This window comes from Micromonospora sp. BL4, from assembly GCF_003667505.1.
Classification (GTDB): Bacteria; Actinomycetota; Actinomycetes; order Mycobacteriales; family Micromonosporaceae; genus Micromonospora.
In genome coordinates this window covers 17,382-33,121 of sequence record NZ_RCVJ01000051.1, presented here as the reverse complement: position 1 = coordinate 33,121, position 15,740 = coordinate 17,382, and the positions used below count along the sequence as shown (strand labels likewise).

Genomic DNA, 15,740 nt, shown 5'->3' with positions numbered 1-15,740 from the left:
GACACGCGCTGACCTGGATCTTCATGCCGCGCTGCGCCGCCCCGGCCTGAGGATCCAGGTCAGCGCGTGTCAGGCTAGGGCGGTGAGTACGCCGGGCGGTGGGGAGCTGACGGCCACGCTGCGTCAGATCGAGCGCGCGGCGGGGGCGCTGGCCACCGCCAGCGTGGCCCGGATGGACGAGACGCTGCCGTGGTTCCGCGCCCTGCCGGCCGACCAGCGCTCCTGGGTGATGCTGGTGGCCCAGGCCGGCGCCCGGTCGCTGGTGCAGTGGCTGCGCGACGGCGGCGGCACGGCGGACAGCACCCAGGAGGTCTCCGACGAGGTCTTCGCCGCCGCTCCCGAGGCCCTGGCCCGGTCGATCACCCTCCAGCAGACCGTGGCGCTGATCAAGGTGACCATCGACGTGGTCGAGGAGCAGGTGTCGCACCTGGCCGCCGAGGGCGAGGAGCAGCAGCTGCGCGAGGCGGTGCTGCGCTTCTCCCGCGAGATCGCGTTCGCCGCCGCCCGGGTGTACGCGCGGGCCGCCGAGTCCCGCGGCGCGTGGGACGCTCGGCTGCAGGCCCTGCTGGTCGACGCGCTGCTGCGCGGTGACTCGCCGGACGTGCTGGCCAGTCGGGCGGCGGCGCTCGGCTGGACGGACGCGCCGCCGGTCGCGGTGGCGGTCGGCCGCTCCCCCGGCGGCGAGGTCTCCGCGGTGCTGCACGTGGTCTACCGGCAGGCCCGGCGGATCGGGGTCGAGGTGATCGGCGGGGTGCACGGCGACCGGCTGGTGATCGTGCTGGGCGGCGCGGCGGACCCGTTGGGCGCCACCGGCAAGCTGCTGACCGCGTTCGGGGACGGGCCGGTGGTGGTGGGTCCGGCCGTACCCAGTCTGGACGAGGCGACGGAGTCGGCGCGGGCCGCGCTGGCCGGCTTCCGGGCGGCGCCGGCCTGGCCGACGGCGCCGCGGCCGGTGCCGGCCGCGGACCTGTTGCCGGAGCGGGCCCTGGCCGGCGACGCGGAGGCCCGCCGCCGGCTGCGGCACGACGTGTACGCGACGCTGGTGCGCGCCGGTGGCGAGCTGCTGGAGACGCTGGACGCGTTCCTGGCCGCCGGTGGGACGCTGGAGAGCGCCGCACGGGCGCTGTTCGTGCACCCGAACACGGTGCGCTACCGTCTGCGCCGCATCGCTGAGGTGACCGGCTTCTCGCCGCTGTCGCCGCGGGACGCGTTCGCCCTCCAGGTGGCGCTGACCGTCGGCCGGCTGGACCCGGTGACCCCGGTGACCCCACCCGTGCCGACCCAGACAATGACCCCGGCGGTCCGGAAAGCCACCCAAACCGGCGACGACAACCGCCGATCTTTGTAGGAACCCTCCAAAGCTTCTAGTGTGGTTTGGTCGAGGCCCGCACAGCGTTACCCACGCGTATCCGGGAGAGTCATAGTCGTGCTCGCCGTACTTAGTCCCGGCCAGGGTTCCCAGAAACCCGGCTTCCTGACCCCTTGGCTCGACCTGACCGGCACCGAGGCGCGACTGCGCGGGTGGTCGGCTCTGGCCGGGGTCGACCTGGTGCACCTGGGCACCGCCGCCGACGCCGACGAGATCAAGGACACCGCCCGCACCCAGCCGCTGCTGGTCGCCGCGGCGCTGCTCGCCGCCGAGCACCTGCCGCTGCACGACGTGACGCTCACCGTCGGGCACAGCGTCGGCGAGCTCGGCGCCGCGGCGCTGGCCGGGGTGCTGCCCGCCGAGGCCGCCATCACCCTCGCCGGCGTTCGGGGTCGGGAGATGGCCGCCGCGTGCGCGCTGGAGCCCACCGGAATGGCCGCCGTGCTCGGCGGCGACCCGGACGAGGTGCTCGCCGCGATCGCCCGGCACGGGCTGCACCCGGCCAACCGCAACGGCGCCGGGCAGATCGTCGCCGCCGGCTCGCTGGACGGGCTGGACAAGCTCGCCGCGGAGCCGCCCGCGAAGGCCCGGATCATCCGGCTCCAGGTGGCCGGCGCGTTCCACACCCCGTACATGGCGCCGGCCGAGACCGCGCTGGCCGCGGTGGCCGCCGGGATCACCCCGACCGACCCGGCCCGGATCCTGCTGTCGAACCTCGACGGCGCCGCCGTCGACCACGGTCGCGACATGGTGCAGCGCCTGGTCCGCCAGGTAACCGCGCCGGTCCGCTGGGACCTGTGCATGCGCACGCTGGCCGACCTCGGTGTGACCGGCGTGATCGAGCTGCCGCCGGCCGGCACCCTCGCCGGTCTGGTCAAGCGGGAGCTGAAGGGCGAGGGCGCCCCGGAGATCGTCACCCTGAACACCCCGGACGACCTGCCGGCCGCGCAGGACCTGATCGCCCGGCACGGCACGACGCCGGGCGACCGGCCCACCATCATCGGAGGACTTTCATGACTGGCAGTCGCATCGTCTCGATGGGGCACTACCAGCCCTCCCGGGTGGTGACCAACGACGACATCGCCCAGCTCGTGGACACCAACGACGAGTGGATCCGGGACCGGGTCGGCATCGCCACCCGGCGGATCGCCGACAGTGAGACGGTGGCCGACATGGCCGCCGCCGCCGCCGGCAAGGCGCTGGCCAACTCCGGCCTGACCGCCGCCGACATCGACCTGGTCGTGGTCGCCACCTGCACCTCGGTCGACCGCAGCCCCAACGTGGCCTGCCGGGTCGCCGCCAAGCTGGGCATCGCCGCGCCGGGCGCGTACGACGTCAACACCGCCTGCTCGGGCTTCGCCTACGCGCTGGGCACCGTCGACCACGCCATCCGGGCCGGGGCGTCGCGCAACGCGATCGTCATCGGCGCGGAGAAGCTCTCCGACTTCACCGACTGGACCGACCGCTCCACCTGCATCATCTTCGGCGACGGCGCCGGCGCCGCGGTGGTCACCGCGACCGCCGACGACGAGCCGGCCGGGATCGGTCCGGTGGTCTGGGGTTCGGCGCCGGAGAAGAGCGACGCGGTCCGCATCGAGGGCTGGCGCCCGTACATCCAGCAGGAGGGGCAGTCGGTCTTTCGCTGGGCCACCACCGCGCTGGCGCCGCTGGCCCTGCAGGCGTGCGAGCGGGCCGGGGTCGACCCGTCGGAGCTGGCCGCGTTCGTGCCGCACCAGGCCAACGCCCGGATCATCGACGGCATCGCCAAGCGGCTCAACATCCCCAACGCGATCATCGCGAAGGACATCGTCGAGTCCGGCAACACCTCCGCGGCGAGCGTGCCGCTGGCCCTGTCCAAGCTGGTCGAGCGGCGGGAGGTGCCCTCGGGCGCCCCGGTGCTGCTGTTCGGCTTCGGTGGTGGCCTGACCTACGCCGGCCAGGTCGTCCGCTGCCCCTGATGACCCCCTCGGGCGCACACGCACCCCAGGAGTGGCGGCTGGCGACGTCGGCCGCCGGAGAACCCCCGATGAAAGGAACCAACCGCAATGACCCGTGACGAGATCACCACCGGCCTCGCCGAGATCCTCGAAGAGGTTGCCGGGGTGAACCCGGACGACGTGGCCGAGGGGAAGTCCTTCACCGACGACCTCGATGTCGACTCGCTCTCCATGGTGGAGGTCGTGGTGGCGGCCGAGGAGAAGTTCGGCGTCAAGATCCCGGACAACGAGGTGCAGAACCTCAAGACCGTCGGCGACGCCGTCACCTACATCGAGGCGCAGTCCTGATCATGAGTCGTCCTGACGTCGTCGTCACCGGGCTCGGCGCGACGACCCCGCTTGGCGGGGACGTCGCGTCGACCTGGGACGCCATGCTCGCCGGCCGCTCCGGGGTGAGTGCCCTCACCCAGGAGTGGGCCGCGCAACTGCCCGTCCGGATCGCCGCCCAGTTGGCCGTGGAACCGTCCGAGGTGCTGGACCGGATCCGGCTGCGCCGGCTGGACCGCTCCGAAGCGATCGCGATCATCGCGGCGCAGCAGGCCTGGGCGGACGCCGGCCTGGCCGACTCCGGCCTCGACGGTGAACGGCTGGCGGTCAGCGTCGGCTCCGGCATCGGCGGCGCCACCACCCTGCTCGCCCAGGACGACATCCTGGAGGCGTCCGGACCGCGGCGGGTCTCCCCGCACACCATCCCGATGCTGATGCCGAACGGTCCGGCCGCCTGGGTCGGGCTGGAGCTGGGCGCCAAGGCCGGCGTGCACTCGGTGGCCAGCGCCTGCGCCACCGGCGCCGAAGCGATCGCGCTCGGCCTGGACATCATCCGCGCCGGCCGGGCCGACGTGGTGGTGGCCGGCGGCACCGAGGCGGTCATCCACGCGCTGCCGATCGCCGGGTTCAGCTCGATGCGGGCCATGTCGACCCGCAACGACGAGCCGGAGCGCGCCTCCCGCCCGTGGGACCGGGGTCGTGACGGCTTCGTCCTCGGCGAGGGCGCCGGGATCGTGGTGCTGGAGCGGGCCGACCACGCCGCCGCCCGGGGCGCCCGGGTGTACGCGCGCCTCGCCGGCGCCGGGATCACCTCCGACGCGTACGACATCGTGCAGCCGCACGCCGAGGGCGAGGGCGCGATCCGTGCCATCGCCAGGGCGATAGCGGACGCGGACGTCGCCAAGCGGGACATCGTGCACGTCAACGCGCACGCCACGTCGACCCCGGTCGGCGACATGCTGGAGATCGGGGCGCTGCACAAGGCTCTCGGCGACCACCCGGTGCTGGCCGCGACCAAGTCGATGACCGGTCACCTGCTCGGTGCGGCCGGCGCGCTGGAGTCGATCGCCACCATCCTGGCCATTCGCGACGGTGTCGTGCCTCCGACGATCAACCTCGACGACCCCGACGACGGTCTCACCCTGGAGGTGGCCGCGCACAAGGCACGCCAGATGGAGATCCCGGCCGCGTTGAACAACGCGTTCGGCTTCGGCGGCCACAACGTGGCTCTCGTCTTCACCCGGGCCTGACCACCGGCGGAGACCCGTCGGCGGATGGCCGAGGCGCTGGCCGGCGCCCCGGCCGTCCGCGGCACCATCCCGCTGTAGCCGTGCAAGGAAGGGCCCCTTCTCGTCGCCTCGCGACAGGAAGGGGCCCTTCGGCGCGTTCAGCCCCGGTTGCGGGGGTGGTGCCGACCCGTCGGCGAGCTCGGCTCAGGTGGCGCAGGTGGTGGCCGGCAGACCGGGCACGGTCACCGGAGACCGGCCGACCGGGCGGGCCTTGCCGGCCAGCACGGCGGCCAGCGCGGTCATGGACGCCCGGCTGGAGGAGTACGTGGCCAGCAGCGTCGGCGACTTCGCCTTGCCCAGCACGTACGGGGTGTCCATGGCGACCGTGACCGCCGCGTCGGCGCGCAGGTCCGCGGCGCCGTCGCCGTAGCCGACCAGGTGCACCACCGTGCCGCCGCTGGGCGCCACCTTGACGCCGGCCGCGGTCAGCGCCTCGGTGAGCAGGGCGCGGGTGCCGTCCCGGCCGCCGGAGGAGGTGACGGTGACCGGCCCGCGCACCGCGCCACCGCAGGCGCCCCGCAGCACGGTGACCGCGCCGGCGGCCAGCGCGTCCGCCGCCGCGCGGTGCGCCGGGGCGTTGAGCGTGGACATCTCGGCGGTGGGGAGCGCCGCCAGCCGGAACTTCATGGTCAGCACCCGGGTGACCGCCTCGACCAGTCGGGCCCGGGTCAGTGACCCGCCGCGCAGCGCGGCGAGCAGCCCGTCGTACGCCTGGCCGACGTTCGGGGTCATCAGGATCAGGTCGTTGCCGGCGTTCAGCGCCCGGACCGCGGCCTCGCCGGGGGCCCAGCGCTTCGCCGGGGGCATGTTCATGCCGTCGGTGATCACCACGCCGTTGAAGCCGAGCTGGCCGCGCAGGACGTCGGTGAGCAGCTTGTGCGAGAAGGTCGCCGGGGTGCCGGGGTCGATGGTCCGCGCGTCCAGGTGACCGGACATCACGGCCATCGCTCCGGCGCCGATCCCGGCGGTGAACGGTGGCCAGGCGCCGCTCTTCAGCGCGGCCGCGGACTGGGTGAGCACCGGCAGGTCCTGGTGCGAGTCGTCGGCGCTGTGGCCGTGACCCGGGAAGTGCTTCAGGGTGGCGGCGACGCCGACCGCCTGGAGGCCCCGGACCGCGCCGCCGACCTGCGCCGCGGCCCGCTTCGGGTCCGCGCCGTAGGACCGGGAGCCGATCACCGTGCTGCGGGTGGCCAGCACGTCGGCCACCGGGGCGAAGTCGATGTTGATGCCCATCGCGGCCAGCTCGGCGCCGGCGGCCCGCCAGGCGGCCTCGGTCAGCGCCGGGTCGCCGGCCGCACCGGCGGCGAGGGCGCTGGGCAGCACGGTGACATCGTTGGTGATCCGGGTGACCACGCCGTACTCCTGGTCGGTGCCGATCAGGAAGGGCGCCGGGCCGGCGGCGAGCCGGCCGGCGGCGGCCCGGAGCCCGCCGGTCAGCTCGTGCACCTGCTTCGGGTTGTCGACGTTGGTGGTCTCCTGGTTGCCCTTGGTCGGGTCGTCGGCGCTGAACCCGACCAGGATCAGCCCGCCCAGCCGGTACTTGGCGATCATCTCGGCCGGGGTGTCGACACCGGCCAGCGCCTGGTTGCCGGCGGCCGAACCGGGTGAGACCTTCGTGGCCGAGTCGCCGTAGGCGTACGGCATCAGCACCTGGCCGACCAGGTCCTCGTCGGAGAGCGTGGCGACCAGCGCGGCGGCCCGGGCGGCCGGGTCGCCGGGCGGCGTGGTGGCGGGGGTGCTCGGGGCGGCGGAGGTGCCGGTCGGACCGGGGGTCGGCGCGGGACGGTCCGCAGTGCCCGAGCAGCCGGAGACGAGCAGAGCGGTCAGGGCGGCGACGGCGACGCTGGCGCGGCGCGGGCGAATCGGCACGCCGCCCATCCCACCAGTTCCCCCTTATCGGGGCAACTTGACCTTACCGACCACCTGTCGCCGGGCGGGACGTGCGGGCAGGTGGCCGGGGCAGCGGCGGCGCGGTCAGCCGACCCGGGTGAGCAAGGTCACCGGCGCGCCGTCGCCAGCGTACCGGTAGGGCTCCAGGTCATCGTCCCACGCGGTGCCGAGCGCCTTGTCCAGCGCGTGCGCCAGCGCCTCCGGGGCCCGGGCGCCGGCCATCAGCGCCCGCAGCCGGTCCTCGCCGAGTTGGATGTCACCGGCCGCGCCGACGGTGGCCCGGAACAGGCCGCGCGCGGGCACGTACATGAAACGCTCGCCGTCGGCGCCGGGACTCGGTTCCTCGGTCACCTCGAAACGGATCATCGGCCACTGCCGGAGGGCAGCAGCCAGCTCGGCGCCCGTCCCCGGACGACCGGTCCACCCGCACTCGGCCCGGCGGGCGCCGGGGTCGACGGGCTGAGCCGTCCACTGCAGGTTGACCGGCGCGGCTAGGACGCGCGCGATCGCCCACTCGACGTGCGAGCACACGGCGAGCGGGGTCGAGTGGACGTATACGACGCCACGCGTTGGCACGGTGACCTCCCGGAGAGCGAGGTGCGTCTTCCCCTACGACCTCGTCCACCCGAGTGGCTGCTGCAACACATGATTACTCGTGTGACGGATGGTGCGCCAGGGAATCGGAAAAATCGCCGGCCGGAATAGCCGGACGGGTGGTCTCGGTTGCCTCTCAGGACACCGCGACGACCAGCCTGATGTCGTGGTCCTGTACAGTTCCATCGGCGGCTTGTGCCGCGCACAACTTCGTGGGCCGACCTGGTGGTCGCCCGCACACAGCCCCCGGACGTTCTAGTCCTCCCGTACGTCTTGCAAGGAGTACCTCCGTGGCGAGCAACACCTCTAAGACCGCGCGCGCGTCCGTCCGGGCCGGCCAGGCTGGCCAGGGTGGCGCCCTCAGCGTGCTGGGCGAGTTCAAGTACCTCATCCCGCTCAACGGCGGCAAGCACGCCTACGTGCGCAACCTGACCAACGGCAAGACCGCGCACCTGCGCACCGACTCCGAGGCCTTCGTCGAGGAGATCCGGGTGCTGGCCGCGGCCGGCCACGCCGCCAAGATCCGGGCGGAGATCAACAACCTCAACGCGACCCACCCGGGCGACGGCTGGGACGCCACCGAGAAGCGCCTGGTCGAGGCCGGCGTCTTCGAGGGCTGAGCCCTCGCCCACCGCATCATCTGGAAACGCCCGCCGGGAGGTCCCGGCGGGCGTTTTCGCGTCCGTGCGCGGGGACGAGAGCCGTGCGGGTTCAGGCCGGGTCCAGCAGGGCGACCTCCCCGGTGGCCAGGTCGTAGAGGCCGCCCACCACGGCCACCCGGCCGGCCGCGACCGGCCCGGCCAGCAGGTCGTCGTGGCGCAGGGTGTGCACCGTGCGCCGGACGTGCCGGCGGATCGCCAGCGGGTGCACCGCCGGGTCGTCCAGCCCCGCCTCGAGCACCGCCGGGGCGATCTCGTCCACCAGGTGGGCCAGCGAGCCGCCGGGCCGCGCCCCGGAGCGCAGCGCGTCCACCGCGGCGCCCACCGCGCCGCACCGCTCGTGGCCGAGCACCATCACCAGCGGTACGCCGAGCTGGCCGACCACGTACTCGATCGAGCCGCACACCGCGCGGTCGAGCACGTGCCCACCGGTACGGATCACGCAGATCGCGCCGAAAGTCTGGTCGAAGATCGCCTCCAGCGGCACCCGCGAGTCGATGCAGCCGAGCAGCACCGCGTACGGCTGCTGGTCGCCGGAGGCGGCCGCCGCGGCGGCCGTGACATCGTGGCCGTGCAGCGGCTGGCCGCTGACGAAGCGCCGGTTACCGGCGAGCAGCTCGGCCAGCGCGGCTCGCGGCGTGCCGCCGGCCAGCCGTCCCGGCGCCAGCGGTCCGCCCTCCGGCGGTCCGGGCGTTGCCCCCGACGACCCCATGCCGTTCAGCTTGGCCCGCCGTCGCCGGCCAGGGGCGTGGTCGGGAATGTTCCTCCGGCGCGATTGGCGTGGTGTCATGGCGGGTAGCCGGTGTTACCGCCGGGTATCCCGGTGCGGATGGTGCCGGGCGGCCCTGGGAGGTGGCGATGCCGGAGCGGTTCGAGGTCGGTCTGCCCGACGGCGTACGGCTGCACGTCGAGGCGACGGGGCCGGCGGACGCCCCGGTCACCGCCGTCCTGCTGCACGGCTGGACGCTGGACGGGCGCAGCTGGCACCGGCAGGTCGACGCCCTCACCGCATCGTCCGACGGCGCGGTGCGGGTGGTGACCTACGACGCGCGGGGGCACGGCAGGTCCAGTTGCATGCCGCTGCCTACGGCCACCCTGGCCCAGCTCGGCGACGATCTGCTCGCGGTGCTCGACGCGGTCGCGCCGACCGGGCGGGTGGTCCTGGTCGGGCACTCGATGGGCGGCATGACGATCATGGAGTACGCGCACCGCCACCCGGGGCACTTCGCCGCCCGTACCGCCGGCCTGGTCTTCGTCTCGACCACCGCCGAGGGGCACACGCACACCGTCTACGGGCTCTCCCCCCGGATCGCCCGGCTGATCCGACTGGCCGAGACGACCGGCGCCGGGGTGCTGGCCCGGTGCGGGTCGTGGCGGGCACCCCGGGCGCTGCTGCGCGCGCTGCAACCGAGCATCCGGTGGATGCTCTTCGGCGACCGCTGCGACCCGGCCGACATCCGGCTGGTGACCTCGGCGGTGGCCCGCGCCTCACTGCGCTCGATCGGCGGGTTCCGCGCCTCGATCGGCGCCCAGCACCGGCTGGACACCCTCGCCGCGCTGGCCCACCTGCCGGCCGCCGCCCTGGTCGGCGACCGGGACCGGCTGACCCCGCCGCCGTGCGCCGAGTCGATCGCCGCGGTCCTGCCGGCCACCGAGCTGACCGTCTGCCCGGGCGCCGGGCACATGCTGATGATGGAACGCCCGGACGAGGTGAACGCCGCGCTGACGGGCGTCCTGAGCCGGGTGCTCGCCGAGCCCGCCGCCCGGACGAGTGGCGCGACTCCCGCCGGGACGGGTGCCTGACCACGTTCCCGCACCTCGGGCGCGGGACGCCGGGCCCGGGGCCGTACCCTTCTGCGGTTGGCCCGCGCGGTTCGCGCCGCTTGCCGGCGACGTCAGGAGGAGCGTGCGTTGACCGACCAGACCGCCCTGGAGCAGGAGATCGCCGTCGAGCAACGGCACCTCGACCGGGTGTACGCCCGACTCGCCGAACTGCGGCAGTCGGCGGTCCGCGCCGAGCGGGACGGCTACCGGATGGCCCGGGTGGGCACCTTCGGCGCGCTCGTCGAGCGCGACGCGATGGTCTTCCACGCCGCGCAGCGACGCCACACCCTCGACGCCGAGCACGAGGGGCTGGTCTTCGGCCGGCTGGACCTGCGGGACCGGCAGGTGCTGCACGTCGGGCGGCTCGGCATCCGCGACGAGGACGCGACCACGCTGGTCGTCGACTGGCGCGCGCCGGCGGCCGCCGCCTTCTACCAGGCCACCCCGGCGCAGCCGCAGGGCGTGGTACGCCGGCGCACCATCCAGTCCCGCAGCGAGCGGGTCACCCGGATCGAGGACGACCTGCTGGATCCGACTGCCGCCCCCGAGGGGATGACGGTGGTCGGCGACGGCGCGCTGCTGGCGACCCTGTCCCGGGCCACCGGCCGGGGCATGCGCGACATCGTGGCGACGATCCAGCGTGAGCAGGACGAGGCGATCCGCTCGCCCGGCTCCGGGGTGACGATCGTCGCCGGCGGGCCGGGCACCGGCAAGACCGCGGTGGCCCTGCACCGGGCCGCCTTCCTGCTGTACTCCGACCGCAGCCGGTACGCCGGCGGCGGCATCCTGGTGGTCGGCCCGTCCTCGGTCTTCGTCGAGTACATCGCCTCGGTGCTGCCCTCGCTCGGCGAGGACACCGCCACGCTGCACTCGCTGGGCACCCTCTTCCCGGGCATGACCGCCACCCGCACCGACCCGCCCGAGGTGGCGGCGGTGAAGGGCTCACTGCGGATGCGCCGGGTGCTGGAGCGGGCGGTCCGGGACGCGGTGCCGGGCGGCCCGGGCGAGCTGCGGCTGCTCTACCGTGGCACGCTGCTGCGGCTGGACCGGGCCGAGCTGGACGGGATCCGGGACCGCGTGCTGCATCGGGGCGCCCGGCGCAACGAGGTCCGGCGGGCCGGCTTCGACGGCGTCTTCGCCGCGCTGTGGGCGCAGGCCCGCCGATCGGGCATCGGCCGGCTGCCGGAGCAGCGGGCCTTCGAGGACGAGATCGCCGAGCGGCCGGAGTTCCGGGAGTTTCTCAAGGCGTGGTGGCCGCGTCTGCACCCCCGGCACGTGCTCGGCTGGCTGGCCCGGCAGGACCGCCTGCGCCGGTACGCCGGCGGGATCCTCTCCACCGCCGAGATCCGGCTGCTCAGCGCGGCGTACCAGACCCTGGACGCGGCCGGGTTGACGATCGCCGACGTGGCGCTGCTGGACGAGCTGGACGCACTGCTCGGCAAGCCGGCGCAGCCGGCCCGGGCCAAGCGTGACCCGTTCCAGCTCGCCGGCGGGGTCCGCGAGCTGAGCACCTTCGGCGAGCGGCAGCGGGCCGCGCGGGCGGCGGCCCGGGAGCGTCCGGCGGACTACCGGGAGTACGCGCACGTGGTGGTCGACGAGGCGCAGGACGTCTCGCCGATGCAGTGGCGGATGGTCGGCCGGCGCGGCCGGCTGGCCTCCTGGACGGTGGTGGGCGACCCGGCGCAGACCGCGTGGACCGGTGACCCGGAGGAGCTGACCCGGGCCCGGGACCAGGCGCTGGGCCGGCGCAAGCGGCACGACTTCACGCTGACCACCAACTACCGCAACTCGGCGGAGATCTTCGCGGTGGCGGCGGCGGAGATCCGCCGGCTCTATCCCGACCTGCCGCTGCCGACCGCCGTCCGCTCCACCGGGGTCGACCCGGTCGAGCTGGTGGTGCCGCCGACGGAGCTGGAGACCGCGACCGTGGAGGCGGCCACCGGCCTGCTGGCCGAGGTGGAGGGCACGGTCGGTGTGATCACGCCGGTTCCCCGCCGCGACGAGGTCGCCGGTTGGCTCGGCGCGCTCGGTGCGCCGCGGCTCCAGGTGGTGACGAGCCTGGAGGCGAAGGGCATGGAGTACGACGGCGTGGTGCTGGTCGCACCGAGCGAGATCCGGGCGGATCCGGGCGCCGGGGTGCGCACCCTCTATGTCGCGCTGTCCCGGGCCACCCAGCGCCTCACCACCATCGACCCGACCGGCTGACCTGCGGCGGCGAGCCCCGCCGGACGGACGACGGCCGTACACTTGCATACATAGCGATGTGAGCATACATTTGACCGGGTCCGGACCGACGACGGAGGGTGGTCTCGTGGGCGCAGGTCATGACCACCACCATGGGTCGGTCGCCAACGCCGCGCACCAGCACCGGGGGCGGCTCTGGACCGCGTTCGGGCTGCTCGCCACCCTGATGGTGGTCGAGGCGGTGGCCGCGTTCCACACCGGCTCACTGGCCCTGCTCTCCGACGCCGGGCACATGTTCACCGACGTGCTCGGCATCGGGATGGCGCTCGCCGCGATCACCGCCACCCGGCGGGCCACCGGCGACCCGCAACGCACCTTCGGGCTCTACCGACTCGAGGTGCTCGCCGCGCTGGCCAACGCCGTCCTGCTCTCCGGCGTCGCGGTCTACGTGGTGATCGAGGCGATCGGCCGGTTCGGCGACCCGCACGAGGTGCTGGCCGGACCGATGCTCGCGGTGGCCGTGCTCGGCCTGCTCGCCAACGTGGCCGCCTTCGCGCTGCTGCGCGCGGGGGCACGGGAGAGCATCAACCTCCAGGGCGCCTACCTGGAGGTGCTCGGCGACCTGCTCGGCTCGCTCGGCGTGATCGGCGCGGCGCTGCTCATCCAGGTCACCGACTGGTGGTGGGCCGACCCACTCGTCGCGGTCGCCATCGGCGTGTTCATCCTGCCGCGCACCTGGCGGCTGGGACGGGCCGCGGTCCGCATCCTGGTGCAGGCCGCCCCGGAACACCTGCAGGTGACCGCCGTGCACGACCGGCTGGCCGAGGTGCCCGGCGTGGTCGAGGTGCACGACCTGCACGTCTGGACGCTCACCTCGGGCATGGAGGTGGCCTCCGCGCACCTGACCATGGCCCCCGGCGCCGATGTCGGTGCGGTGCTCACCGCGGCGCGTACCGCCCTGCACGAGGACTTCCGGATCGAGCACGCGACGTTGCAGATCGAACCCGGCGCGGCCCCCGGGGCCTGCGGTTCGGTCGAATGGTAATGGCATTTCGGGAGTTCTACTCGCTTTAGCCGGAATTTCGCGTGACAACGCACGCACCGTCCGTCACATCGGCTGCATTCGCCCCACCGGCACCGGTAGGCTCGGTCCCGGCCTCCACCCGGCGGCGCCCTCCCGGCGCCGGTGGTGGTCGCCGCCTAATCGCCCGAGTGGGCGAACCGGGGAACCATGTTCCTGGGGTGCATCCGCGTCAGCGGTAGGGATCTTCCGTCCCGAACCCGTCAGCTAACCCGGTCGGCGGCTGACGGAAGGACATGCGTAGTGGTACCAGCACGACCACCCGCCGCCCGACTGGCGGCTCTGATCGTCGCGATGTTCGCCCTCGGCGTCGCGATCCCGGCCGGCGCCGCCTCGGCCGCTCCCCCGACCGGCCAGCGGGCCGCCGCGGCACCCGACGGCGACGAAGAGGGCGGCACCCCGGCGCTGCGCGCTCAACTGGAGGCGGCCAGCAAGGGCTACCTGGACGCGAAGCGCGCCCTGGCCACCTCCGTACAGCGGCAGCAGCAACTCGCCACCCAGCTCAAGACCACCGAGACCGAACTGACGGCACGCAGCGGCAAGGTCGACGAGATCGCCGGGCTGGCCTACCGCACCGGCCGGCTCGGCACGGTGTCGGCGCTGCTCAACAGCAGCAATCCCGAGGGCTTCATGGACCGGGCCGTCACGCTCGACGCGGTCGCCGCCAACGAGGACCGCGCGCTGCGCGACCTCATCGCCACCAGGGACGAGGTCAACCGCACGCGCGTCGCCCTGGACGGCGAGATCCGTGAGCAGCGCAAGCAGGTCACGGTCATGGCCAAGCGCAAGGAGCAGGCCGAACGGGCCCTGACCGTGGCCACCACCAAGCCCAGGACGACCGCCGACAGCGGCTCCAACCGGGGCACCTCCGCCGCCAACGCCACGGCTGCGCCCCGCAACTCCGACGGCTCCTGGCCATCGGAGTCGTGCAGCGTCAACGACCCCACCCCGGCCACCGGCTGCATCACCCCGCGCACCCTGCACGCGCTCAACCAGGCCAAGGCCGCGGGCTTCACCCGCTACGTCTCCTGCCACCGCAACGGCGGCTCCGGCGAACACCCGAAGGGCCGGGCCTGCGACTTCGCCGCGCAGAAGGGCGGCTTCGGCGGGGACGCCACCGGCGGCGACAAGACGTACGGCAACAACCTGGCCGCGTACTTCATCCGCAACGCCGACCGGCTCGCCGTGCTGTACGTGATCTGGTACCGACAGATCTGGCTGCCCAGCAGCGGGTGGAAGTCGTACAGCGGGGCGGGCGGCGACCCGTCCAGCGACCACACCAACCACGTGCACCTGTCCGTGTACTGACCCACCGGCCGGTGCCCCGCCTCCCGGGGCGCCGGCCCGCCCGGGGTACGTCCTCGGACGTACCCCGGATGTCGTCGGCGGACGGACGTCTCGGCCGGGCCCGGCGGGCAGCATCCTGGTATGCGTCGGATCCCGCCCACCGCCCGCAAGGCGCTGCTCACCCTGCACCTGGTCACCTCGCTCGGCTGGCTCGGCGCCGACCTGACGCTGCTCACGCTCGGTGTCGCGGCACAGCGCGGCGCCGACCCGGCCGTCGTCTACCCGGTCGCCGCGCTGATCGGCACCGTGCTGTTCGCGCCGTTGAGCGTGCTGGTCTGGCTGATCGGCGTGGCCAGCGCGCTGCTCACCCCGTGGGGCCTGCTGCGCTATCGCTGGGTGCTGGTCAAACTCGTGATCACCACGGTGATGGTCGGGCTGGTGCTGTTCCTGCTCACCCCGAACCTGCGGCACGCCGGCGCGCTGGGCGCCGCCCTGCCCGCCCGGGACCGCGCCGACCTGGTGATCGCACCAGCCGTGTCGACCAGTCTGATGATCATCGCGACCGTGCTGTCCACGTACAAGCCGTGGGGGCGACGGCCGGCCGCGCGCGCGGCCGCGGCCGGCGCGGCCGTGCGGACCGGCCGTGATCGCGCCACAACCAGGATGTAGTGGCCTCCCGGCGCGCCGACACCACTGCATCCAGGATCGAGCGCGATCTTGGCGCGGCGCGCGGCACGCGGGGGTCAGGTGGTGGGTGGGGTCTCGCCGGGGCGGTCCAGGGCCGCGCCCAGTCGGGTGGCCAGGGCCAGGTGGGCCGCCTGGGCCTGGCGGAACGCGTACCGGAACAGCGGCGCCGGCGCGGTCAGGGTGATCTCGACGTCGATCCGGACCAGGCCGTCCGGCTCGCCGCGCAGCCGGGTGTGGTTGCGTACCGTGGTGGCCGGCCACTGACGGGCCACCATGACGATCTCGTCGTCCTCGCTGATCAGCACGTCCGCCTGGTAGCTGGTCCGGAAGCGCAGCGGGCCGGCGGCCAGCCGGTCGCTGATCACGTAGCTGGCCTGAGCCCCGGGCCGCGGTGGCAACCGGCGGACCCTGACGATCAGCGGGTGCAGCTCACCCTGCCGGGTCAGGTCGCTCAGCAGGGCCGCCGCCTCCTGGGGTGTGCAGCGGGCCTGGACGGTGTAGCTGAAGGTATCGCTCCTGAGCACACCGTCTCCCGCCGTCGTTGGTCGCACGATCGTCCCGTACCCCGGTCGGGGTGGCAACGCCCGGAGGGACACGGACCGTTGCCTCGGC

The 15,740-nt window shown here is 74.1% G+C and carries 14 protein-coding genes, 1 pseudogene and 1 riboswitch; of the genes and pseudogenes, 11 read left to right on the top strand and 4 right to left on the bottom strand.

Annotated features, from left to right (window positions below; translation table 11 throughout):
* The 5 genes and pseudogenes from EAD89_RS02525 to fabF all read left to right on the top strand — a co-directional run.
* Positions 1 to 1,348: CdaR family transcriptional regulator (locus EAD89_RS02525; RefSeq protein ID WP_305034181.1), on the top strand; the 1,348-nt coding region annotated here is incomplete at its 5' end.
* A gap of 78 nt (positions 1,349 to 1,426) precedes the next feature.
* A pseudogene (locus EAD89_RS02520) lies at positions 1,427 to 2,338 on the top strand (ACP S-malonyltransferase); the annotation flags it as partial.
* A gap of 44 nt (positions 2,339 to 2,382) precedes the next feature.
* Positions 2,383 to 3,327: a beta-ketoacyl-ACP synthase III gene (locus EAD89_RS02515; protein WP_121655849.1), complete on the top strand. Its 945-nt coding sequence runs from the start codon at positions 2,383 to 2,385 to the stop codon at positions 3,325 to 3,327.
* Positions 3,328 to 3,414: 87 nt separating this feature from the next.
* Positions 3,415 to 3,654 (top strand): acyl carrier protein, encoded by a 240-nt coding sequence (locus tag EAD89_RS02510; RefSeq protein WP_088960922.1) that lies wholly within the window; start codon positions 3,415 to 3,417, stop codon positions 3,652 to 3,654.
* Positions 3,655 to 3,656: 2 nt separating this feature from the next.
* The gene (fabF, locus tag EAD89_RS02505; protein ID WP_121655850.1) at positions 3,657 to 4,883 is read left to right on the top strand and encodes a beta-ketoacyl-ACP synthase II; all 1,227 of its coding nucleotides are present in this window, start codon (positions 3,657 to 3,659) and stop codon (positions 4,881 to 4,883) included.
* Positions 4,884 to 5,066: 183 nt separating this feature from the next.
* Here the strand turns inward: fabF and EAD89_RS02500 are convergent, their stop codons facing one another.
* Both EAD89_RS02500 and EAD89_RS02495 read right to left on the bottom strand, forming a co-directional pair.
* Entirely contained in the window at positions 5,067 to 6,800 is a 1,734-nt protein-coding gene (locus EAD89_RS02500) for a glycoside hydrolase family 3 protein (RefSeq protein ID WP_121674538.1), read from the bottom strand.
* 96 nt (positions 6,801 to 6,896) lie between these two features.
* Positions 6,897 to 7,388: a DUF3145 domain-containing protein gene (locus EAD89_RS02495; RefSeq protein WP_121655852.1), complete on the bottom strand. Its 492-nt coding sequence runs from the start codon at positions 7,386 to 7,388 to the stop codon at positions 6,897 to 6,899.
* 308 nt (positions 7,389 to 7,696) lie between these two features.
* Here EAD89_RS02495 and EAD89_RS02490 point away from each other — a divergent pair, with 308 nt between their 5' ends.
* The gene (locus tag EAD89_RS02490; protein WP_121655853.1) at positions 7,697 to 8,026 is read left to right on the top strand and encodes a hypothetical protein; all 330 of its coding nucleotides are present in this window, start codon (positions 7,697 to 7,699) and stop codon (positions 8,024 to 8,026) included.
* 91 nt (positions 8,027 to 8,117) lie between these two features.
* Here EAD89_RS02490 and EAD89_RS02485 read toward each other — a convergent pair whose 3' ends face one another.
* Positions 8,118 to 8,777 carry a carbonic anhydrase gene (locus EAD89_RS02485; protein ID WP_233578117.1) on the bottom strand — a complete coding sequence of 220 codons (660 nt, stop codon included), beginning with the start codon at positions 8,775 to 8,777 and terminating at the stop codon, positions 8,118 to 8,120.
* A gap of 146 nt (positions 8,778 to 8,923) precedes the next feature.
* Between EAD89_RS02485 and EAD89_RS02480 the strand changes: the two genes are divergently transcribed.
* The 5 genes from EAD89_RS02480 (at position 8,924) to EAD89_RS02460 (ending at position 15,110) form a co-directional block, all read left to right on the top strand.
* Positions 8,924 to 9,868, top strand: a complete 945-nt coding sequence (locus EAD89_RS02480; RefSeq protein ID WP_121674537.1) for an alpha/beta fold hydrolase — start codon at positions 8,924 to 8,926, stop codon at positions 9,866 to 9,868.
* A gap of 108 nt (positions 9,869 to 9,976) precedes the next feature.
* Positions 9,977 to 12,094, top strand: a complete 2,118-nt coding sequence (locus tag EAD89_RS02475) for an AAA family ATPase (protein WP_121674536.1) — start codon at positions 9,977 to 9,979, stop codon at positions 12,092 to 12,094.
* Positions 12,095 to 12,200: 106 nt separating this feature from the next.
* Positions 12,201 to 13,118: a cation diffusion facilitator family transporter gene (locus tag EAD89_RS02470; protein WP_121655855.1), complete on the top strand. Its 918-nt coding sequence runs from the start codon at positions 12,201 to 12,203 to the stop codon at positions 13,116 to 13,118.
* A gap of 142 nt (positions 13,119 to 13,260) precedes the next feature.
* Positions 13,261 to 13,392: riboswitch (cyclic di-AMP (ydaO/yuaA leader) on the top strand.
* Between the two features lie 56 nt (positions 13,393 to 13,448).
* The gene (locus tag EAD89_RS02465) at positions 13,449 to 14,462 is read left to right on the top strand and encodes a hypothetical protein (RefSeq protein ID WP_121655865.1); all 1,014 of its coding nucleotides are present in this window, start codon (positions 13,449 to 13,451) and stop codon (positions 14,460 to 14,462) included.
* Positions 14,463 to 14,582: 120 nt separating this feature from the next.
* On the top strand, positions 14,583 to 15,110 hold the full coding sequence (locus EAD89_RS02460; RefSeq protein WP_121674535.1) for a DUF2269 domain-containing protein: 528 nt from the start codon (positions 14,583 to 14,585) through the stop codon (positions 15,108 to 15,110).
* Positions 15,111 to 15,184: 74 nt separating this feature from the next.
* Here the strand turns inward: EAD89_RS02460 and EAD89_RS02455 are convergent, their stop codons facing one another.
* Entirely contained in the window at positions 15,185 to 15,652 is a 468-nt protein-coding gene (locus EAD89_RS02455) for an SRPBCC family protein (RefSeq protein WP_121674534.1), read from the bottom strand.
* Between the last annotated feature and the right edge of the window lie 88 nt (positions 15,653 to 15,740).

Coding starts and splice junctions, on each gene's coding strand:
- EAD89_RS02480 (WP_121674537.1), top strand. CDS start 8,924: ATGCCGGAGCGGTTCGAGGTCGGTCTGCCCGACGGCGTACGGCTGCAC.
- EAD89_RS02500 (WP_121674538.1), bottom strand. CDS start 6,800: ATGGGCGGCGTGCCGATTCGCCCGCGCCGCGCCAGCGTCGCCGTCGCC.
- EAD89_RS02515 (WP_121655849.1), top strand. CDS start 2,383: ATGACTGGCAGTCGCATCGTCTCGATGGGGCACTACCAGCCCTCCCGG.
- EAD89_RS02465 (WP_121655865.1), top strand. CDS start 13,449: ATGTTCGCCCTCGGCGTCGCGATCCCGGCCGGCGCCGCCTCGGCCGCT.
- EAD89_RS02510 (WP_088960922.1), top strand. CDS start 3,415: ATGACCCGTGACGAGATCACCACCGGCCTCGCCGAGATCCTCGAAGAG.
- EAD89_RS02485 (WP_233578117.1), bottom strand. CDS start 8,777: ATGGGGTCGTCGGGGGCAACGCCCGGACCGCCGGAGGGCGGACCGCTG.
- EAD89_RS02460 (WP_121674535.1), top strand. CDS start 14,583: ATGCGTCGGATCCCGCCCACCGCCCGCAAGGCGCTGCTCACCCTGCAC.
- fabF (WP_121655850.1), top strand. CDS start 3,657: ATGAGTCGTCCTGACGTCGTCGTCACCGGGCTCGGCGCGACGACCCCG.